This is a genomic window from Pantoea deleyi (assembly GCF_022647325.1).
Classification (GTDB): Bacteria; Pseudomonadota; Gammaproteobacteria; order Enterobacterales; family Enterobacteriaceae; genus Pantoea; species Pantoea deleyi.
The window spans coordinates 1,774,294-1,794,274 of sequence record NZ_CP071405.1 but is presented as its reverse complement, the minus strand read 5'-3'; the positions used below and the strand labels follow the sequence as shown (position 1 = coordinate 1,794,274).

Annotated in this window: 19 protein-coding genes; 10 read left to right on the top strand and 9 right to left on the bottom strand. The window is 59.0% G+C overall.

All coding sequences use genetic code 11. The annotated features are described in order from the left end of the window. Positions 1-3 precede the first annotated feature (3 nt). Positions 4-273 (top strand): cell division topological specificity factor MinE, encoded by a 270-nt coding sequence (minE, locus tag J1C59_RS08425; RefSeq protein WP_111138877.1) that lies wholly within the window; start codon positions 4-6, stop codon positions 271-273. Positions 274-326: 53 nt separating this feature from the next. Here the strand turns inward: minE and rnd are convergent, their stop codons facing one another. The 7 genes from rnd to J1C59_RS08385 all read right to left on the bottom strand — a co-directional run bounded on the left by rnd (position 327) and on the right by J1C59_RS08385 (position 8,412). Then, complete coding sequence (gene rnd / locus J1C59_RS08420) at positions 327-1,448, bottom strand: ribonuclease D (protein ID WP_128086211.1); 1,122 nt, start codon at positions 1,446-1,448, stop codon at positions 327-329. Between the two features lie 97 nt (positions 1,449-1,545). Beyond that, complete coding sequence (fadD, locus tag J1C59_RS08415) at positions 1,546-3,219, bottom strand: long-chain-fatty-acid--CoA ligase FadD (protein WP_128086212.1); 1,674 nt, start codon at positions 3,217-3,219, stop codon at positions 1,546-1,548. Between the two features lie 208 nt (positions 3,220-3,427). Further along, on the bottom strand, positions 3,428-4,024 hold the full coding sequence (locus J1C59_RS08410) for a Slp family lipoprotein (RefSeq protein ID WP_128086213.1): 597 nt from the start codon (positions 4,022-4,024) through the stop codon (positions 3,428-3,430). Between the two features lie 59 nt (positions 4,025-4,083). Further along, positions 4,084-4,782: a tRNA (adenosine(37)-N6)-threonylcarbamoyltransferase complex dimerization subunit type 1 TsaB gene (gene tsaB, locus J1C59_RS08405; protein WP_128086214.1), complete on the bottom strand. Its 699-nt coding sequence runs from the start codon at positions 4,780-4,782 to the stop codon at positions 4,084-4,086. 45 nt (positions 4,783-4,827) lie between these two features. Then, a complete protein-coding gene (locus J1C59_RS08400; protein WP_128086215.1) occupies positions 4,828-6,744 on the bottom strand; it encodes a DNA repair helicase YoaA in 1,917 nt (638 codons plus the stop codon). Positions 6,745-6,939: 195 nt separating this feature from the next. Next, complete coding sequence (locus J1C59_RS08395; protein WP_128086216.1) at positions 6,940-7,677, bottom strand: carbonic anhydrase; 738 nt, start codon at positions 7,675-7,677, stop codon at positions 6,940-6,942. A gap of 567 nt (positions 7,678-8,244) precedes the next feature. Next, on the bottom strand, positions 8,245-8,412 hold the full coding sequence (locus J1C59_RS08385) for a hypothetical protein (RefSeq protein ID WP_167498277.1): 168 nt from the start codon (positions 8,410-8,412) through the stop codon (positions 8,245-8,247). A 336-nt stretch (positions 8,413-8,748) separates the two neighbouring features. On the opposite strand from J1C59_RS08385, the gene J1C59_RS08380 reads away from it, so the two are divergent. Then, a complete protein-coding gene (locus J1C59_RS08380) occupies positions 8,749-9,108 on the top strand; it encodes a hypothetical protein (RefSeq protein ID WP_128086219.1) in 360 nt (119 codons plus the stop codon). 66 nt (positions 9,109-9,174) lie between these two features. Beyond that, positions 9,175-9,519, top strand: coding sequence for a RidA family protein (locus J1C59_RS08375; protein ID WP_003852699.1), 345 nt, complete (start codon positions 9,175-9,177; stop codon positions 9,517-9,519). Positions 9,520-9,531: 12 nt separating this feature from the next. Here J1C59_RS08375 and J1C59_RS08370 read toward each other — a convergent pair whose 3' ends face one another. Further along, positions 9,532-9,726, bottom strand: a complete 195-nt coding sequence (locus J1C59_RS08370) for a YoaH family protein (RefSeq protein ID WP_128086217.1) — start codon at positions 9,724-9,726, stop codon at positions 9,532-9,534. A 110-nt stretch (positions 9,727-9,836) separates the two neighbouring features. On the opposite strand from J1C59_RS08370, the gene pabB reads away from it, so the two are divergent. The 4 genes from pabB to J1C59_RS08350 all read left to right on the top strand — a co-directional run bounded on the left by pabB (position 9,837) and on the right by J1C59_RS08350 (position 15,084). Next, complete coding sequence (gene pabB, locus J1C59_RS08365; protein WP_128086218.1) at positions 9,837-11,216, top strand: aminodeoxychorismate synthase component 1; 1,380 nt, start codon at positions 9,837-9,839, stop codon at positions 11,214-11,216. Beyond that, a complete protein-coding gene (locus J1C59_RS08360; protein WP_140917261.1) occupies positions 11,200-11,763 on the top strand; it encodes a CoA pyrophosphatase in 564 nt (187 codons plus the stop codon). Before pabB ends, J1C59_RS08360 begins: the two co-directional genes overlap by 17 nt. A 171-nt stretch (positions 11,764-11,934) precedes the next feature. Beyond that, on the top strand, positions 11,935-13,299 hold the full coding sequence (locus J1C59_RS08355) for an L-serine ammonia-lyase (protein WP_140917262.1): 1,365 nt from the start codon (positions 11,935-11,937) through the stop codon (positions 13,297-13,299). Positions 13,300-13,521: 222 nt separating this feature from the next. Beyond that, positions 13,522-15,084 carry an EAL domain-containing protein gene (locus tag J1C59_RS08350; protein ID WP_140917263.1) on the top strand — a complete coding sequence of 521 codons (1,563 nt, stop codon included), beginning with the start codon at positions 13,522-13,524 and terminating at the stop codon, positions 15,082-15,084. A 99-nt stretch (positions 15,085-15,183) separates the two neighbouring features. Here the strand turns inward: J1C59_RS08350 and J1C59_RS08345 are convergent, their stop codons facing one another. Further along, entirely contained in the window at positions 15,184-16,764 is a 1,581-nt protein-coding gene (locus J1C59_RS08345; RefSeq protein WP_128083898.1) for a TerC family protein, read from the bottom strand. Positions 16,765-17,274: 510 nt separating this feature from the next. Here J1C59_RS08345 and manX point away from each other — a divergent pair. The 3 genes from manX (at position 17,275) to J1C59_RS08330 (ending at position 19,971) form a co-directional block, all read left to right on the top strand. Then, positions 17,275-18,243, top strand: coding sequence for a PTS mannose transporter subunit IIAB (manX, locus tag J1C59_RS08340; RefSeq protein WP_128083897.1), 969 nt, complete (start codon positions 17,275-17,277; stop codon positions 18,241-18,243). 66 nt (positions 18,244-18,309) lie between these two features. After that, positions 18,310-19,110: a PTS mannose/fructose/sorbose transporter subunit IIC gene (locus tag J1C59_RS08335; RefSeq protein ID WP_111138889.1), complete on the top strand. Its 801-nt coding sequence runs from the start codon at positions 18,310-18,312 to the stop codon at positions 19,108-19,110. Between the two features lie 15 nt (positions 19,111-19,125). After that, the gene (locus J1C59_RS08330) at positions 19,126-19,971 is read left to right on the top strand and encodes a PTS mannose transporter subunit IID (RefSeq protein ID WP_111138860.1); all 846 of its coding nucleotides are present in this window, start codon (positions 19,126-19,128) and stop codon (positions 19,969-19,971) included. The last annotated feature ends 10 nt before the right edge of the window (positions 19,972-19,981 follow it).

The following is a 19,981-nucleotide window of genomic DNA, read 5'->3' as shown; positions in this document are numbered from 1 at the left end:
ACCATGGCATTACTTGATTTCTTTTTATCCCGGAAGAAGAACACTGCCAACATAGCCAAGGAACGGCTGCAGATTATCGTGGCAGAACGGAGAAGGGGCGACAGTGAGCCCCACTATCTTCCGCAACTTAAGCGCGACATTCTGGAAGTGATTTGCAGATATGTGAAGATCGACCCGGAAATGGTGACGGTGCAGCTGGATCAGAAAGGGGATGATATCTCCATTCTGGAGCTCAACGTCACGCTGCCGGAAACGGATGACGTGACGAAATGACGCTGACCGTTTCCTGAATTTCCCCTGCGCTCTGGCAGGGGAAATTTCATCGGTCAGACAGCCGTCAGAATGGCATCAATGCCAGGTTTCAGCAGTGCGCCCCGCCATCCGGTGAGTAACTCCGGCTGACGTCCCTGTGGCTTAAGGCCCCAGTGCTGACTGAGAACCTGATTGATCTGACGACGCGACGCCAGCAGTTCCTGACTGAACCCACTCTGCTCACTCACCTGCTGCACCAGCGCCTTCATGGCTTTAAACACATTCTTATAGTGTGGATGATCGATCAGATTGCCCAGCGGTGCGGGTAATTCACTCTCGTCCAGCGCCGCAGCGTCGGCGACCAGCGCCACCAGCGTTTTACCGTGGAAACGAATCTCGTGCCCTGACAGCCCCAGATGGTCCAGCTCGCCCAGCGAGCCAGGCATAAAGCGGGCGACCTTCCAGAGATGCTCTTCGCGCACCACAAAGTTCACCGCCATATCCTTTTCACGCGCCAGCTTCAGACGCCAGGCCGCCAGACGCTGTAACGCCGCCAGCTGACGCGGGCGCAGCTGCCAGGCATTGGTGATATCGCGCCAGGCATCATCCGGTGCCACCGTGTCGAGACGGCGCTGACAGAGGTTTTCGCACTCGCTGAGCGCCGCTGCCATGTTGCCGGCCGCCTCGGTGTTGGCCATCAGCTGACGGGCAATCGGCAGCAGATAGTGGACATCCGCGGCCGCATACGCACACTGCCGCTCGGTCAGCGGGCGGGCCAGCCAGTCGGTGCGCGATTCACTTTTATCCAGCTCAACCTGAGTGAAGTGTGCGACCATCGCGGCAAAGCCCCACGACAGCGGCTGGCCGGAGAAAGCTGCCAGGATCTGCGTGTCGATCATCGGCGTCGGCAGAACGCCGAAGCGGTGCAGGAAGACTTCCAGATCTTCCCCGCCGGCATGCAGGAACTTGGTGACGCGGGTATCGGTCAGCAGTTCGATAAAGGGTGACCAGTCATGGATATTCAGCGGGTCAATCAGCACCAGTTGCTGATCGTCAAACAGCTGGATCAGGCCCAGCTGTGGATAGTAAGTGCGGGTGCGGACAAATTCGGTATCCAGTGCCACCGCCGCGTGCTGGCGCGCTTTCTGACACACGTCTGCCAGTTGATCATCCTGGTCGATAAGGGAATAGTTCACGTCTTATTTTCACCGCAGCCAACAACGCGCGGCGCTCCATGTTAAACACAATAAAAACGCCGGACATGCCGGCGTTCAACCTCAATTCAGTCCTGCTTCAGCGCCCGGACTTTACCTCGTCGCGCAACTCGCGTCGCAGTATCTTGCCAACGTTGGTTTTTGGCAACTCATCCCGGAACTCAATAATCTTCGGCACCTTGTAACCGGTCAGCTGACGGCGGCAGTGGTCGAGCACCTCCTCTTTCGTGAGCGAGGGATCTTTTTTGACGATGCAGACTTTCACCGCTTCGCCCGAGAGGTCGCTGGGCACGCCAATCGCCGCCGCTTCACGCACTTTAGGGTGCTGCATCAGCACATCTTCGATCTCATTCGGGTAGACATTAAAGCCTGACACCAGAATCATATCTTTTTTGCGGTCCACGATGCGAATAAAGCCTTCCTCATCAACGGTAACAATATCACCGCTGTGGAGCCAGCCATTTTTCAGCACCTCCGCCGTGGCTTCCGGATGCTGCCAGTAGCCCAGCATCACCTGCGGGCCGCGGATGCAGAGCTCGCCCGGTTCACCCGGCGGCACCTCATTGCCGGCGTCGTCCAGAATCAGGACGTCGGTCGAAGGCACCGGCAGGCCGATGCTGCCGGTGTGGCAGCTGATGTCATAGGGATTGACCGACACCAGCGGCGAACATTCGGTCAGGCCATAGCCCTCCAGCAGGTAGTGCCCGGTGAGCTTTTCCCAGCGCTCGGCCACCACTTTCTGCACCGCCATCCCGCCACCTGCGGAGAGTCGCAGCGTCGAAAAATCGAGTTTATTGAACTGCTCATCGTTGAGAAGCGCGTTGAACAGCGTGTTCACGCCGGTGATGGCCGTAAACGGCACCCTGCTCAGCTCTTTCACAAAACCGGGGATATCGCGTGGATTGGTGATCAACAGGTTCTGACCGCCCAGCTCCAGGAACAGCAGGCCGTTCACGGTGAGCGCGAAGATGTGATATAGCGGCAGCGCGGTGACCACAAACTCTTTGCCGTCGCGCAGCATTTTGCCATAGGTCGCGCGGGTCTGCTCAATGTTCGCCTGCATGTTGCGATGGGTCAGCATCGCCCCTTTGGCGACGCCGGTGGTGCCGCCGGTATACTGCAGGAAGGCGAGATCGTCATTGGAGACCGCCGGGCGCTGATACGGCAGCGACGCCCCGCTCTCCAGCACCTGACGAAACGAGATGGCGCCCGGCAGATGGTATTTTGGCACCAGCTTTTTCACATATTTGACGACGAAGTTCACCAGCGTGGCTTTAATCGGTGCCAGCTGATCGCCCATTCGCGTCAGAATAACGTGGCGAACCGGCGTCGCGTCCACCACCTTTTCCAGCGTGTGGGCGAAGTTAGAGACGATGACGATGGCGCTGGCGCCGCTGTCATTAAGCTGATGCTTCAGCTCGCGCGGCGTATAGAGCGGATTGACGTTGACCACCACCATTCCCGCACGCAGCACGCCAAACAGGGCCACCGGATACTGGAGCAGATTGGGCATCATCAGCGCCACCCGGTCACCGGCTTTCAGGCCCAGCTGCTGCTGGAGATAGGCGGCAAACGCGCGGCTCTTCTTCTCCAGCTGGCGGAAGGTCATCTTCTGACCCATGTTCAGAAAGGCGGGTTGATCGGCGTAGCGTTTTACGGCCTGCTCAAACAGATCGACCAGAGAACTATAACGATCTGCACTTATTTCGGCAGGCACATCTGCCGGGTAGCGTTTCAGCCAAACCTTATTCAAGGATCCACCCCGATAATTATGTTGTATTTCCATCGCTGCCTCAGCCAATCTGGTTTGTTAACAATATTTTAACTGATTGTACCAGTTTGCCTGTTTCGGCATGTTGAGGTTGCGAAGTCCATCACTAAATTTCGTGCTGATAAAACAGACAAATAAAAAGCCCGGCTGCGAGCACCGCGACCGGGCTGGATAAAGACGATGTTCACACTTACTCGGTCAGAATGGTCTGCACCTCGGTGGGGCCGGTATTCATCATGCCCCAGTAAGGATTAGGCCCCCAGTAGCCCCCGCGATGGCGGGTAGGCCCATACCAGATCCAGGGATCCACAGGCTGAGGCGGCGCCATCACCTGCTGCGTCAGCCGCCAGCGCTGGTAGCCGCGCACATCGATGACCGCGAATTTGTAATCCGCCTCACCGATTTTGCCCTGCTCCGTGCCCTTCAGCGTGCCCAGCACCGTGACATACTGATTTCTGACATCCACCGGATCGACGAAACCGTGGATATCGGCATAAATCCGGCCAACCGATGCTGCCCCCAGACGCGGTCTGGCGCTGTCATCCAGCGGCTGGGCCGCAATCTCAAGCCGGGTTTTGCCATTCAGATTGGTAACATTGACTACCTTGCCGCCAAAGCGTGACTCCTGCCCGACAAACAGCGCCGGATCGCTCATCACCCGCAACAGATCCTGCTGCGGCTGCGGCGAACTGCCCTGCAGCGTGTCAGGGATAGAGACACAACCGGTTAACGCCAGCACACAGGTCAGCAGCAGACCTGAAAGCCCTTTACCACAGATTGACGACATAGCGATTCTCCCATCAGGTAAAGATTAGACTGGCCGCATTACAATAAGTTGCGTGCCTTTTACCGGCCAGGTAACTTTTTCCAGGCGACTTCGTTACGCAGATAGGTTGGCTCCGCCGTTTCGGGCAGACACGTTTCACCGCGGGCCAGCGCCAGGGCGGCCAGCGGCAGCATATCCTGTGCGGCAGGCAGGGTCACGTCGCTGGCACTGAGCGTCAGCGGATGGCCCTGCTGAAGCTCCGGATAAGCCTGCCAGCCGGTGCCGGCGGTCATCCATTCGCCGGACAGCGCCTGCATGCGTGCCAGCGCCGCCGCCGGTGAGAGCACGCTTTCAGTGGCCTCGCCCTGCCAGACGCCCTGCTCATCACGCTGATATTCGGCCCAGTAGACCTCACCCATGCGCGCATCAATCGCGGTTAACACCCGCGTGGCACCGTGCAGACGCCAGGCGCCTTCCGCCAGTGTCGCCAGGGTGGAGACGGCGATCATCGGCAGAGCGGCGCCCAGCGCCAGGCCCTGCGCGATACCAATCCCGATTCGCACGCCGGTAAAGCTGCCGGGCCCGCGGCCAAACGCCAGCGCATCGAGCTCGGTCAGTTCCAGCCGCTGCGCCAGCAGCAGCTCCTCGACCAGCGGCAGAATGCGCTGGGTATGATCGCGCGGAGCGATCTCAAATCGGGCATCCATCTGTTGCTGATTCAGCAACGCGGCTGAACAGGCTTCTGTTGCCGTATCCAGCGCTAGAATTCGGGCTGACATGACTACCTCAGAAGAAAGAAAAACGGCGCGCATCTTAGCACAGAATTACGCGTCTGGTTCGGGTTGCTGGCGGATAAAGGCGATGGCGCGGGCGATGTCCCGGGTGCGCGGCGTGGGCGGCAGGCTGTTGAGAAAGAGTGCGCCATAGGGCCGCGACACCAGCCGCTGATCGCAGATCACCAGCACACCGCGATCGTCCGTGTCGCGAATCAGGCGTCCCACGCCCTGCTTCAGGGTGATCACCGCATCCGGCAGCTGCACGTCGGCAAAGGGGTCGCCGCCGCGAATACGGCAATCTTCCATGCGCGCTTTTAACAGCGGATCTTCCGGCGAGGTAAAGGGAAGTTTGTCGATGATCACCAGCGACAGCGCGTCCCCGCGCACATCCACGCCCTCCCAGAAACTGCTGGTCGCCACCAGCAGGGCATTACCTTTCTCGATAAACTGTTTGAGTAGCTGGCCTTTGCTGGTTTCACCCTGCACCAGCACCGGCAGCGTCATCGAGGCGCGGAATTCGGCCGCCAGCTCCCGCATCATCAGGTGCGAGGTGCAGAGAAAGAAACAGCGGCCTTTGTTGGCGTCGATCAGCGGCTTCATCATCGCGGCCAGCTGGCGCGCGCCACCGGGCCGGTTCGGTTCCGGCAGATTACGCGGCACGCAGAGCAGCGCCTGCTTCGCAAAATCGAACGGACTGTTGAGGATCAGGCTCTTCGCCGCATTGACCCCCAGCCGTTCGGCGAAGTGCGCCATGTTCTCATCGACCGCCAGCGTCGCGGAGGTAAAGATCCACGCGGCCTTGCGGTTATCCATCACTTCGCGGAAGCGCTCAGCCACCGAAAGCGGCGTCAGCGCCAGGATAAAGTGACGTGAGGTGCATTCATACCAGTAGCTGTAGCCCGGCTCGTTAATCGCCCGCAGCCGTTTCAGCCGGCCACGATAGAGCGCGGCCCGCTCAAAAGCAGCATCCAGCAGGGCCGATCGGCCCAGCGACAGTTTGATAACGTCGTAGCAAAGCTCAAGCGCGTCATCCAGCAGCGTAAACATGCGCAGAATCGCGTTATCGCTCAGCAGTTCGCGCAGATTACCGCGAAAGCCGGGATCGCCTAATGCCAGCCGGAAATCCTGTGCGCACTGGGCCAGCCGGTCTGCCGATTTCTGCAGCTGCTGCGCATCCCGCACTTCGGTGCGGTAAGCGGTAATAATATCTTTGGCGAGATCGAGTAACTGGCGGCTGGAGAGTTGCTGACCAAAATACTGGCTGGCGATATCGGGCAACTGATGGGCTTCGTCGAAGATCATCACGTCCGCTTCGGGGATCAGTTCGCCAAAGCCCCCCTCCTTCACCACCAAATCAGCGAGGAAAAGATGGTGGTTCACCACCACGACATCGGCGTCCATCGCACGCTTTCGCGCTTTGACCACGAAACACTCTTTGTAACGCGGGCAGTCGGTGCCGAGGCAGTTGTCATTAGTGCTGGTGACCAGCGGCCAGACCGGGCTGTCCTCGGTAACACCCGCGCAGCTGCTGATGTCACCATCTTCGGTCTGCGACGACCAGCTTCGCAGCGTCACCAGGTCGGTCAGCGCCTGAACGGTGAGATCGCCCCCCGCCATCGACTGCTGCTCCATCCGTTCCAGACAGAGATAGTTAGAACGCCCTTTCAGCAGAGCGGTTTTGCCTTTGAACTTCAGCGCACGGGTCATGGTGGGCAGATCGCGGCCATAGAGCTGATCCTGCAGCGCTTTCGACCCGGTGGAGACGATCACTTTTTTACCGGCCCGCAGAGCGGGTGCCAGATAGGCATAGGTTTTGCCGGTGCCGGTGCCGGCTTCGACCACCAGTTCACCCTGCTGTTTTACGGCTTCTGAGACCGCCTGGGCCATCTCACGTTGTGCTTCTCGCGGTCTGAAACCCGCAATCGCCTGCGCCAGTGCGCCATCCACTGCAAAATCGTCTGCCACATACCCTCACTAAGAACGGCAAAAACACTGTAATTATGTCAGTATTGGCATGACAAAGCAAAATGAAGGCTTTTCAAGAGGTTAGTCTGTTCGGGCTGTCCCGGACGGGCCGGATGGCCAATGCGCTAAGACCAAGAAAGGCGGCGCGCGGCCGCCTGAGCAGATGGGCTCCCTGAAAGGAGTTCGGGTTCGGGGTTACTCGACGATCATGCGGCCGTTAAGGGGCTGCAGCGGACGATTGTTAGTGGTTTTCAGCGCCTGCCTGAAGGCGTCGAGCTGGGCCTGAGAGAGCGTGACCGGCTGTTTCATCACCAGCCAGCGGATGCCTTCGCTGCAGGGCGGCGTGGTCAGCGAGCCGCTGAAACGGTAATAGTGCAGATCCTGCGGGAACAGCGCGCGCAGATCGATCTCACGATTAATGCTGACCTGCTGATTCTCTTTTTTCGGCATTGCGTCAATCAGGGGTGCCAGCGCCGGGTTCTCTTTACCCACCTCAAACATCACCGCAACCACGGCCAGGTCGCCCCCCTCTTGGCTGTGAACAAAATGGGCCTCCAGCGGGAAAGTGTGGCCGTTTATCTGGTTTTCGCCTGGGGTATGAAAATGATACTGACGCAGCGTGAATTTTTCGCCGTCCAGCACAAAGTCATCCTCATTATCGACGGTGACCTGAATAGTGTGGCCATTATTAATAACTTTTTCCGCTGAGGCCTGATAAGCCAGATTCAGGGGCTGCAGATTTCCCTGGATGGGATCTTTAATATTAATGGGCGACTGCGCCTTTCCTTCGTGACAGAGGTGAAAATCGCTGCTGAGTTCGCTCCAGTGCTCTGGCCCTGCTTTGCCTTCGTAGCTCCAGTGCGGTTCTGCTGCGCCAGCAACGCCCATCGATGACAGCATGACGATCAGACTTAATCTTTTTAATCCTTTCATTTTATCCCTGCTAATAAGCTTGTGTGTGGCAGAGATAATATTCCGCGCTCTTTTCTCTCAGCAAGGTAACAAAATGCGATCGCCTGTCTCGCGCAGGAATAATGAGATTACTATTTTTATCGATGTTAATTAAATTAACATTCCATTGATTAAAACATTATTCCGGATGAAATAAAGGTGGAATTATCGCGCTGACGTTATCGGTTAATTGCACTGCGGAAGCCTCACCGTCGCGAGGGGCAAAAAGAAACCGCAAAACGGGGGTTTTGCGGTTGACCGTTCACGCAGAAGAAACGGACGGCTCCCTGTCAGCGGATCAGACATCCTTTTCCAGCGGATCCTCTTCCTCATCCTCTACGTCGTCTTCAGGATAGATCTCAGCATCATCTGGCAGGGGTTCATCGTAATCAGGACGTTCAGACATAATTACCTCCGGTGATAAATAGCAGTGCTGCTATTTCAGATGAGCATAGTTAACCGGCGCGCCCCGCCGCACAATTTCCGCCTGAAGTGTGAGCAGGGCTTAAGATCGCTGTAAGCGCGTGAAAAGGTTCCTACGGCTCTGCGTTAATGGTGTATGTAGAGCGCGCCCGCCAGCATGATGATGAAGAGCACCGCAAACGTTATTACCCCCTGCCGCGTGCCTCTGGATAAACCCACGAAGGCCGCGATAACAATAAAGAGCAGCGTCAGTGCGCCCGCCATCACCCAAAACAGATACTGCGTATTCGCCATGTGTTCATCCTCATTCTGTGGCGCTATCTTTCGGTTGATTTATAACATTTTTCAGCCTGCCCTGCCGCGGTTTCACCGCAGACCGCGGCTGATTGCGCGATTTGCAGGCGCGCAACCGGCCTGACGCCCGCGATGGCGTGGCGGACAGTGTGATGCAGTTATCAAATACAGAGGAACGCCGCGAGGAAAGTAACACCCGGATTATACTGATCAAATCAGCTGACCGTTGGGATGTGGCACCTGCTGGCTGATGTGCCGACACTGGCTTGACGCTGCCCCTGGCACTGTTAAGCAGATGGCCTTAACCCGACTGCCTGTTTCAGGTGGAGGAACGTGATGAACTATTTCCGCATCGGCTCTCTGGCCGGCGTGCTGCTGCTCTGCGGCTGCCAGGCCCCCACGCCCGACCAGGCTCGTCAGCAGGAACCGCTCTTTCAGGGACAGAGCACCCGAAGCGCTCCCCAGCTCAGCGACTGTATCTATCGCGGCTGGTCCACCACGACAGTCATTGCCAGCGACAACACCACTCACACCCAGCCCAGAGGCAGTGACATCAGCGTCTACACCTGGGAGGACGCTATTTTTGCGGATATCACCCCTCAGCGGAAAGGGTCGGAGGTGAAATATTTCACCACCTTCCGGATGGCGCCTCAGGTGATGGCGGACAGGCAGGCAATCGTTCAGCGCTGTCTGTAGGCGCAGAGGGTGACAGCGGTGTCAGGAGTGTGCCAGGCTAATGCGCACATAACGAGGGAGAAACCGATGAGCATTACCCGCATTGATCCGGAACACCGCATGTCCGAAGCTGTCATCCACAACGACACCATCTATTACACCAGCGTGCCAGAAAACCTGGACGCCGATGCCGAAGCGCAGACTGCGAATGCGCTGGCGGTCATTGATGCGATCCTGACCCGCCTGGGCAGCGACAAAAGCAAAATCCTGGATGCGACGCTGTTCCTGGTCGATAAAGCCGATTTTCCTGCCATGAACCGCGCGTGGGACGCCTGGGTTTCGCCGGGTAATGCGCCGGTGCGCTGCACGGTTCAGGCCGGGCTGCTCAATCCGAAATATAAAATCGAAATCAAGATTATCGCCGCCCGCTAACCGCGCCGGGCGTTATTCCTCTTCGTTCTCGTCATCTTCGTCGTCGAATAGCGCCCGAATCTGTTCACCCGTATGGCTCTCGCGAATTTCCTGCGCCACCTGGGCGATCGCCTGACCGCTCGTCAGTCCGTCTGCCATTAATTCCTGAATGCGTTCGACGGCCTGCTGTTGCTGCTCATGAGAGAGCGCCGGTAATCCTGTCATCATCTTCTACTCCTGCGTTGGGGCCGACAGTATCCCACGCGGAACTAACAGGTGCCAGTCAGGAAAAAATATGTCAGTCTGACCGCCTCTTTGCCTGCTGATTTGTCTGCACGATGATTGTTGAAACCCTGACGCTTGATTACACCCCCGATGCGCTGACGCAGCGCTTCGCGCCGCTGTCCCATCTGCCGTGGGCGATGCTGCTCTCCTCCGCACAGGCCAGCCACAGCGATAACCGCTTTGATATTCTGACCGCCGACCCGCGGGCGACGCTGGTCACCCGGGGAACCACCACCACTGTCTGCGACCCGCACGGCTGCCGCGAATCCACCGCCGATCCACTGCGGCTGGTTCAGCAGCAGTGTGATGCGCTCGGCGTGACGCCGGTGGCCAGCGAAGCGCTGCCGTTTCAGGGCGGTGCGCTGGGCCTGTTCGGTTACGATCTGGGCCGCCGGTTTGAATCCCTGCCACAGCACGCCGAGGCCGATCTCACTACGCCTGACATGGCGGTCGGGATCTACGACTGGGCGCTCATCGCCGATCATCACCAGCAGACGCTGACGCTGGTGGCGACAGAGAACGTGGCGGCGCGGGCCGCCTGGCTGACAGTCTGGCCCGCGCGCAAAACCGTACCCTTTTCACTGACCAGTCGCTGGCGTTCCAATCTGAGCTATGCCGACTACGCCGCACGCTTCGACCGGGTTCAGGCCTACATTCAGGCGGGCGACTGTTATCAGGTCAACCTGGCCCAGCGCTTTCAGGCGGGCTATCAGGGGGATGAGTTTCAGGCGTTTACCCGGCTGAATGCCGCCAACCGCGCGCCCTTCAGCGCGTTTCTGCGTCTGCCCGGCAGTGCGATCCTCAGCCTGTCGCCCGAGCGTTTTCTCTCCCTGAATCAGAAGCAGATCGAGACCCGGCCGATCAAAGGCACCCGGCCACGCTGCAGCGATCCCGTCGCCGATGCGCAACAGGCCGAGGCGCTGCGCAGTGCGGAGAAAGATCGGGCCGAAAACCTGATGATTGTCGATCTGCTGCGCAACGATATCGGCCGCGTCGCCGTGCCCGGCTCGGTGACGGTGCCAGAGCTGTTTGTGGTTGAGCCTTTTCCGGCGGTTCATCATCTGGTGAGCACGGTGCGGGCGCAGCTGCCTGAAACCCTGCAGGCCACGGATCTGCTGCGCGCCTGCTTCCCGGGCGGATCGATAACCGGCGCGCCCAAAATCCGGGCGATGGAGATTATTGATGAACTGGAGCCGCAGCGGCGCAATGCCTGGTGCGGCAGTATCGGCTATCTCAGCCTCTGCGGAAGGATGGATACCAGCATCACCATCCGCACGCTGATCGCCGAAGGCCAGCAGATCTACTGTGCCGCCGGTGGCGGGCTGGTGGCCGACAGCGATCCGGCGGCGGAATATCAGGAGACGCTCGACAAAGTGAGCCGGATTTTACCGGCACTGGAACAGACCGGAGGCGCCGTTGGCCCTGACGCTTGAAACTTTCCGCAGCCGTTTTCTGTTGCAGCAGCCTGCCCGCAGCACGCAGCGCCTCTCCGGACGCCATGCTGCAGTGCTGGTACCGGTGGTGGCGCGGCCTGAGCCGGGTCTGCTGCTGACCCAACGCTCGCACGCGCTGCGCAAACATGCCGGGCAGGTGGCCTTTCCCGGCGGGATGCAGGATGCCACCGACGCCTCGCTGATCGCCACCGCGCTGCGCGAGGCGCAGGAAGAGGTGGGGCTGGACCCGCAGCAGGTCGAGGTACTGGGCGCACTGCCTGCCGTCACCAGCAGCACCGGCTTTCAGGTGACGCCGGTGCTGGGGATCATCCCGGCCGGTCTGCGCTTAACCCTCAATCCGGATGAGGTCAGCAGCGCCTTTGAGATGCCGCTGGCCGAGGCGCTGCAGCTCAGCCGCTACAGCGCGCTGGAGATCAACCGGGCGGACGTGCGCCATCCGGTCTGGCTGTCACGCTATCAGGATTATCTGGTGTGGGGCATGACCGCCGGGATCATCCGCTCGCTGAGTACGCAAATCGCTTTCTGAGATTCCCTGCCCCGACCCGTCAGCTCCCTGCCGGGTTGCGCTATAATTTTTTCTACTGGTTTTAATAAGTTTATTTCATGCGAAAAGCTGCTCTTTTCCGGTGCATGACCATTACTATTAGCGCCATAAACTGCCCCGGCAGACTGATAATAATTGTGAGGAGTGTCACCTGTGATTAGTGTTTTCGACATGTTCAAAGTGGGCGTCGGCCCCTCGAGTTCGCACACTGTCGGCCCGATGAAAGCGGGTAAACAGTTTGTGGATTTGCTGAGCGAACAGGGAAAGCTGCAGGAGGTAACCCGGATCGCCGTGGATGTGTATGGGTCGCTCTCCCTGACCGGTAAAGGTCACCACACGGACATCGCCATTATTATGGGTCTGGCGGGCGAATCGCCGGATACGGTGGACATCGATATGATCCCCGCCTTTATTAAGGATGTCGAACAGCGTGAGCGACTGCTGCTGGCGAAAGGCGCGCATGAGGTAGACTTCCCGCGCGAAGGCGGCATGGTGTTTCGCAGCGAAAATCTCTCCCTGCATGAGAATGGCCTGCGCCTGCTCGCCTTTGCAGGCGACCTGCTGATCCTGTCGAAAACCTACTACTCGGTGGGCGGCGGTTTCATTGTCGATGAAGAACATTTCGGTCAGTCGGCCCTGGATGAAGTTTCCGTGCCCTGGCCTTTCCATTCCGCCAAAGATCTGCTGGCCCACTGCCGCGAAACCGGCCTGTCGCTTTCGGGCCTGGTCATGAAGAACGAACTGGCGCTGCACAGCCGCGATGAGATTCAGGCCTATTTCGCCACCATCTGGCAGACCATGCAGGCCTGTATCGATCGCGGCCTGAATACCGAAGGCGTGCTGCCCGGCCCGCTGCGGGTGCCGCGCCGCGCCGCCTCGCTGCGTCGTCTGCTGACCTCCTCCACCAAACACTCCAGCGATCCGATGATCGTCATCGACTGGATCAATATGTTTGCGCTGGCCGTCAACGAAGAGAACGCTGCGGGTGGCCGGGTGGTGACGGCACCGACCAACGGCGCCTGCGGCATCGTGCCTGCGGTGCTGGCCTACTACGACCACTTTATCGAGCCGGTCACGCCCGATATCTTCCTGCGCTATTTCCTCGCCTCCGGCGCGATTGGCGTGCTCTACAAAATGAACGCCTCCATCTCCGGTGCCGAAGTGGGCTGCCAGGGTGAAGTCGGTGTTGCCTGCTCGATGGCGGCGGCCGGTCTGGCTGAGCTGCTGGGCGCCAGTCCGGAGCAGGTCTGCGTCGCCGCCGAGATCGGCATGGAGCATAATCTGGGACTCACCTGCGATCCGGTGGCGGGTCAGGTGCAGGTGCCCTGCATCGAGCGCAACGCGATCGCCTCAGTGAAAGCGATCAACGCGGCGAGAATGGCGCTGCGCCGCACCAGCGAACCGCGCGTCTCGCTGGATAAGGTCATCGAAACCATGTACGAAACCGGCAAAGATATGAACGCCAAATACCGTGAAACTTCACGCGGCGGGCTGGCGATCAAGGTTCAGTGCGATTAACGCTCCCGCCTGGCTGTTTAAATAACGTGCAAACGTAAGCAAATCCGTATCCTGCGCTATCTCAGCGCAGGATTACACGGTAGAGTGATTCCCGCGCAGCCGTCCGGCTTGCCCTGCTTTCCAGACCCGCTTTTCTGCATTACGGCCTCAGTTCTGGCCTGATCGTGCCGATACTCATCCCGTTGTGTTGCTTTTTTCTGGCTTTAGGGAAGGTGGAAACTGATGTTCATGGCCCAGCAATATGTTGGACAATTCAGACGCAAGCGTTTGCTCATCGCCCTGTCGATCGCCACCCTGGTGCTGGTGCTGACGCTGGCGTTCCGCTATATCGAAGAGAAGTCGCGCATTGAACAGCAGGCGATGGATTTCGCCGACAAGGCGATCATGCGGTTTGACCGGATGTTCTCCCCGCTGGAGGTGTCAGCCAGTAATATGCTGGGGCTGGTCGGCGTGCCCTGCCAGGATGTCCGCTTTCCCCTGATCGAGAAAATCGCCTCCCTGCAGACGGTCCGGGCGATCCTGCTGATTGAGAACGATACCCTCTACTGCTCCAGTATCTATGGCGCACGCAGCATCCCTTTCGGTGAAACCTTCCCGGACCTGGCCTTCAACGGCCAGCGCATGACGCTGTCAACCGACCCCTATCTGCTGAAAGGGTCACCGGTGCTCCTGCTCTGGACGCCAAAGAGTATGGATAACCGTGCCGGCATTCTGCAGGTCATCAATATCGAAATGATGAGCAACTACCTGCTGGAGCCGGAGTTGCCCTGGGTGGAGCGCGCCGTCTTCAACGTCAACGGTCAAAGTCTGGAGTATGGCAATCCGCTGATTGAGTCCACGGTGCCAGCCGATGATGAGGTGAGCTACGAGCAGGATTCCCTGCGCTACCCCTTCAGCCTGACGCTCTACGGCCCCTCCCCGACCCGCCTGGCGCTGGTCACGCTGCCCTCACAGCTGCCGCTGGCGCTGCTGCTGAGCCTGCTGGTGGGCTATATCGTCTGGCTGGCCACCGCGAACCGCATGAGCCTGAGCTGGCAGATCAGCTATGGCATCACCGCGCGCGAATTTATGGTCTACTGCCAGCCGCTGATTAACAGCAAAAGCGGCGAGTGCGACGGCATCGAGTTACTGCTGCGCTGGCACAATGCCCGTCAGGGCTGGATTGCCCCGGACGTCTTTATTCCGCTGGCCGAGCGACAGAACCTGATCAAACCCCTGACGCGCTTTGTGCTGAATGAGGTGGTCATCGCGCTACCGCAGCTGCCCGAGGATCCCGACTTCCATATTGCCATTAACGTGGCCGCCAGCCATTTCCGCGATCGCGCTATTCTGGAGGATCTCCAGACCCTCTGGTGGCCCGCGACGCCCATGCCGAAGCTGGTGGTGGAGCTGACCGAGCGGGATGCGCTGCCGGTGGTGGATCAGTCGGTGATCACCCAGTTGCATGATATCGGCGTGCGGCTGGCGATCGATGACTTCGGCACCGGCCACAGCTCGCTCTCCTATCTGAAAGATCTGCATCCCGACGTGCTGAAGATCGATAAGATTTTCACTGCGGCCATCGGCACAGACGCGATTAACGCGACGGTCACGGATATGGTGATCTCGCTGGCGCAGCGTCTGAATATCAGTCTGGTGGCCGAGGGGGTCGAAACCGCCGAGCAGGCGGCCTATCTGATCGAGCGCGGCGTGGATCATCTGCAGGGCTACTACTACGCCCGTCCGATGCCGCTGGCGGATTTCCCGGCCTGGCTGGCCGCGCATCAGGCCGAGGTCCGGTCCTGAGCCTGCGCCCGCTGCCGCACAGGCAAAAAAACAGCCGCGGCGGTCAGGCAGCGGCTGTCAGTGACGTCCGGGGTGGCAGGTTAACCCTGCCGCAGACGATTACCCCTCTTCATCCTCATCGTGTGGCTTATCTTTGGTGACACGCACCAGATCGATACGGTAGTCGGTCGCCTCGATGATCTGGAAGTGCAGCGGCGTGATGTCAATAACGTCGCCCGGCAGCGGCAGTTGCCCTTTCTGGGCAATCAGCAGGCCCGCCAGTGAGGCGTGATCTTCGGCCGGATCGACCAGCTCATGGAAATCGAGCAGCTGCTGCAGCGAGTGCAGATCCGTGCCGCCTTTCACCAGCCAGCCGTCGCCGTCTGCGATGATATCCGGCGTTTCATCCTCATCCGGGAATTCACCGGCAATCGCCTCCAGCACGTCCAGCGGGGTAATCAGACCCTGCACCACGCCAAACTCGTTGGTGACGATGACGAAACTGCCCCGTGCGCGACGCAGCACGCCGAGCAGGTTGATCGGGTCCAGGGTTTCCGGCACCACGATGGTCGGCGTGCTGGCCGCGAAGGTCGCCACATCCACCCCGTGATCCAGCGCCACCAGCAGCTCTTTGGCACGAACCACGCCGACGATCTCGTCCAGCTCGCCCCGGCAGACCGGGAACAGGCTGTGTGGCGTATCGAGCAGCTGCATGCGGATCTCATCGACCGGACGGTTCGCGTCGACCCAGGAGATTTCACCGCGCGGCGTCATGATGCTGCGAATTGAGCGCGACGCCAGCGTCAGGACGCCGTTAATCATATAGCGCTCTTCGTCCTTAAACGCCTCCTGCGGCATGGCTTCCGCCAGCGCCACCTCTTCGCTGGATCCGCCGTTATTGTTGCTGGCGGTCTGGGCGCGGTTGCGGCCACCCATCAGGCGCAGAATCGCTTCGGCGGTGCGCTCACGCATCGGGCGATTCGACTGATGACGGATAAAGTTACGGCGGGCAATCTGGTTGAACAGCTCGATCAGGATCGAGAAGCCGATGGCCGCGTAGAGGTAACCTTTCGGAATATGGAAACCAAAGCCTTCTGCCACCAGCGACAGACCGATCATCAGCAGGAAGCTCAGGCAGAGCACCACCACGGTCGGATGCGCGTTAACGAAGTTGGTTAACGGCTTTGACGCCAGCAGCATCACACCCATCGCAATCACAACGGCGGTCATCATCACCGGCAGATGGTTCACCATCCCCACGGCGGTGATCACGGCGTCCAGCGAGAAGACGGCGTCCAGCACCACGATCTGCGTAACGACCGCCCAGAAACTGGCGTAGCCGCGATTGCCGGAACCGTCGAGCTGACGGTTTTCCAGCCGCTCATGCAGCTCCATCGTCGCCTTGAACAGCAGGAACAGTCCACCGGCCAGCAGGATCAGATCGCGGCCTGCGAAGCTGAAACCGCCTACGCTGAACAGCGGTGTCGTCAGCGTCACCATCCAGGAGATTAAAGACAGCAGGCCCAGACGCATCACCAGCGCCAGCGACAGACCGATCAGGCGCGCTTTATCGCGCTGCTTTGGCGGCAGCTTGTCAGCCAGAATGGCGATAAAGACCAGGTTGTCGATGCCGAGAACAATTTCCAGCACCACCAGCGTCAGTAAACCCGCCCAGATTGAGGGGTCGAATAAAAATTCCATTATTTATGACTCCAGAACAGGGGACCAGACGAGCCGAGGCGTATCAGCGCAGCAAAGCGTGACATCCGGATAGTCGGGAAAACGTGGAAAACGCCGTCAGGCGAGAGGTGACGCGCCAGCAGGCGCAAAGAACAGATTAAGCGACGTCGGTGACGATCCATAAGGGTGGGCTGAAGCCCGTTACTCCTGAGTAATAAACAGAAGGCTAATGTATCAGTTCGGAAAACGGCGTCAAAAAATTTTCTCATTTTTACAATCTGCTGCCGCGCGAATCAGGTGCATCAAGAGGCATGCAGATGCCGCAAGCGGGTAAATAACAGACAGGCATCACATCATTTATTTTTTCGCTCACTAAAATAAATCCCGACTTCATGACTTTTACCATCGTATTCCCCTTTTTTTTCGACGCTTTACCTGAACGTTGAGACATCCGGTTAAACCGATAATCAGAGCAAAATTCAAAACCGTTCATCCCCTGAGATGAGCATCTCTAGCAAACGGAGGTAGCAGGTGACCATTGCAATTGTGATTGGTACACACGGCTGGGCCGCGGAACAACTGCTGAAAACAGCAGAAATGCTGTTGGGCGAGCAGGAGAATGTCGCCTGGATAGATTTTGTGCCCGGAGAAAATGCAGACACGCTGATTGAAAAATATGCGTCACGGCTGGCAGAACTCGATACCGGCCAGGGGGTGATGTTTCTGGTCGATACCTGGGGCGGCAGTCCGTTTAACGCGGCCAGCCGGATAGTGGTCGACCGGCCCCGGTATGAGGTGGTCGCCGGGGTCAATATCCCGATGCTGGTCGAAACGCTGATGGCGCGTGACGATAACCCCACGTTTGAGGCGCTGGTCGCCGTGGCAGTCGAAACCGGCCGTGAGGGGGTAAAAGCCCTGAAAGCCACCGACACCGCTCCTGCCCCCGCACCCGCCAGCGTCAGGCCGGCCGTGGCCGCGCCACCGGTGCAACCAATGGGGCCGGGCGATCATATGAAAATCGGTCTGGCGCGAATCGACGACCGCCTGATCCATGGACAGGTGGCGACGCGCTGGACCAAAGAGACCAACGTGCAGCGCATTATCGTCGTCAGCGATGAGGTGGCTAACGATCACGTCCGCAAGACCCTGCTGACCCAGGTCGCTCCGCCGGGCGTCACGGCGCATGTGGTGGATGTCGATAAGATGGTGCGGGTGTGGAATAACCCAAAGTATGGTCAGGATCGCGTCATGCTGCTCTTTACCAATCCGACCGATGTCGTGCGGGTGGTGGAACAGGGGGTTGAGATTAAGTCCGTTAACATCGGCGGGATGGCGTTCCGCCAGGGAAAAACGCAGGTCAATAACGCGGTTTCGGTCGATGAAAAAGATATCGCCGCCTTCCGCAAACTCAATGAACGCCATATCGAGCTGGAAGTCCGCAAAGTTTCCAGCGACCAGAAACTTAAGATGATGGATTTAATTGCGAAAGTGAACGCGTAACCTCCACCCGTCTGCGCCTGCGTTTAAGGGTGCATGATCGTTATCCTGCTGAGGAGAGCCAGTATGATGGAAATAACCTCGCTACAGATTATTTTGATTTTTATCGTTGCCTGTATTGCCGGGATGGGATCGATCCTGGATGAGTTCCAGTTTCACCGTCCGCTGGTCGCCTGCACCCTGATCGGTATCGTGCTGGGGGATATGAAAACCGGCATCATTATCGGCGGGACGCTGGAGATGATCGCGCTGGGCTGGATGAACATCGGCGCCGCCGTCGCGCCCGATGCCGCCCTCGCCTCAATTATCTCGACCATTCTGGTCATCGCGGGCGGTCAGAGCGTCGGAGCCGGTATCGCGCTGGCGATCCCGCTCGCCGCCGCCGGGCAGGTGCTGACGATTATCGTGCGAACGCTGACCGTCGCCTTCCAGCACGCCGCGGACAAAGCGGCAGAAAAAGGTAATCTCACGGCTATCTCCTGGATCCATGTCTCTGCCCTGCTGCTGCAGGCGATGCGTATCGCCATCCCGGCACTCATCGTGGCGATTTCTGTCGGCACCAGTGCGGTGCACGCCCTGCTCAGTTCAATCCCGGAAGTGGTGACCAACGGGCTGAATATCGCCGGCGGCATGATTGTGGTGGTGGGTTACGCGATGGTGATCAACATGATGCGCGCGGGCTACCTGATGCCCTTCTTCTATCTGGGCTTTGTGACCGCAGCCTTCACCAGCTTTAACCTGGTGGCGCTGGGCGTGATTGGCGTGGTAATGGCGGTGCTCTATATCCAGCTCAGCCCGAAATATAACCGTGCGGCGGGTGCACCTGCCGCTGCCGCGACCCCGAACGATCTCGATAACGAACTCGATTAAGGAACAGGTGAGCACATGGTCGATATAACTAAGGTCGAAAAGAAACTGACTCCCGGCGATGTCCGCGCCGTCTTTCTGCGCTCTAACCTGTTCCAGGGTTCATGGAACTTTGAACGTATGCAGGCGCTGGGCTTCTGCTTCTCGATGGTGCCGGTGATCCGCCGTCTCTATCCTGAGAATAATGAGGCGCGTAAGCAGGCGATCAAGCGTCATCTGGAGTTCTTTAACACGCACCCTTATGTGGCCGCGCCGGTGCTGGGCGTCACGATGGCGATGGAGGAGCAGCGAGCCAACGGCGCCGCCATCGACGATGGGGCGATTAACGGCCTGAAGGTCGGGCTGATGGGGCCGCTGGCCGGGGTGGGCGATCCCATCTTCTGGGGCACGGTACGGCCGGTCTTTGCCGCACTGGGCGCCGGCATCGCCATGAGCGGCAGCCTGCTCGGCCCGCTGCTGTTCTTTGTGCTGTTCAACCTGGCGCGCCTGCTGACCCGCTACTACGGCGTGGCCTATGGCTACCGCAAAGGGATCGATATCGTCAGCGACATGGGCGGCGGTTTCCTGCAGAAACTCACGGAGGGCGCCTCGATTCTGGGGCTGTTTGTGATGGGGGCGCTGGTCAACAAGTGGACCCACGTCAATATCCCGCTGGTGGTGTCACGCATCACCGACTCAACCGGTAAAACCACCGTCACCACGGTGCAGTCGATTCTCGATCAGCTGATGCCGGGCATCGTGCCGCTGCTGCTCACTTTTGGCTGCATGTGGCTGTTGCGCCGTAAAGTGAATGCGCTGTGGATTATCGTCGGCTTCTTCGCCATCGGTATCTTCGGCTACTGGATCGGCCTGCTCGGTCTGTAACCGCACGCCG

What these genes read in the sequence shown, in the direction of transcription:
- minE (WP_111138877.1), top strand. Translation starts at nt 4, where the DNA reads ATGGCATTACTTGATTTCTTTTTATCCCGGAAGAAGAACACTGCCAAC.
- J1C59_RS08410 (WP_128086213.1), bottom strand. Translation starts at nt 4,024, where the DNA reads ATGTCGTCAATCTGTGGTAAAGGGCTTTCAGGTCTGCTGCTGACCTGT.
- tsaB (WP_128086214.1), bottom strand. Translation starts at nt 4,782, where the DNA reads ATGTCAGCCCGAATTCTAGCGCTGGATACGGCAACAGAAGCCTGTTCA.
- J1C59_RS08395 (WP_128086216.1), bottom strand. Translation starts at nt 7,677, where the DNA reads ATGAAAGGATTAAAAAGATTAAGTCTGATCGTCATGCTGTCATCGATG.
- J1C59_RS08385 (WP_167498277.1), bottom strand. Translation starts at nt 8,412, where the DNA reads ATGGCGAATACGCAGTATCTGTTTTGGGTGATGGCGGGCGCACTGACG.
- J1C59_RS08380 (WP_128086219.1), top strand. Translation starts at nt 8,749, where the DNA reads ATGAACTATTTCCGCATCGGCTCTCTGGCCGGCGTGCTGCTGCTCTGC.
- J1C59_RS08375 (WP_003852699.1), top strand. Translation starts at nt 9,175, where the DNA reads ATGAGCATTACCCGCATTGATCCGGAACACCGCATGTCCGAAGCTGTC.
- J1C59_RS08370 (WP_128086217.1), bottom strand. Translation starts at nt 9,726, where the DNA reads ATGATGACAGGATTACCGGCGCTCTCTCATGAGCAGCAACAGCAGGCC.
- pabB (WP_128086218.1), top strand. Translation starts at nt 9,837, where the DNA reads ATGATTGTTGAAACCCTGACGCTTGATTACACCCCCGATGCGCTGACG.
- J1C59_RS08350 (WP_140917263.1), top strand. Translation starts at nt 13,522, where the DNA reads ATGTTCATGGCCCAGCAATATGTTGGACAATTCAGACGCAAGCGTTTG.
- J1C59_RS08345 (WP_128083898.1), bottom strand. Translation starts at nt 16,764, where the DNA reads ATGGAATTTTTATTCGACCCCTCAATCTGGGCGGGTTTACTGACGCTG.
- J1C59_RS08335 (WP_111138889.1), top strand. Translation starts at nt 18,310, where the DNA reads ATGGAAATAACCTCGCTACAGATTATTTTGATTTTTATCGTTGCCTGT.
- J1C59_RS08330 (WP_111138860.1), top strand. Translation starts at nt 19,126, where the DNA reads ATGGTCGATATAACTAAGGTCGAAAAGAAACTGACTCCCGGCGATGTC.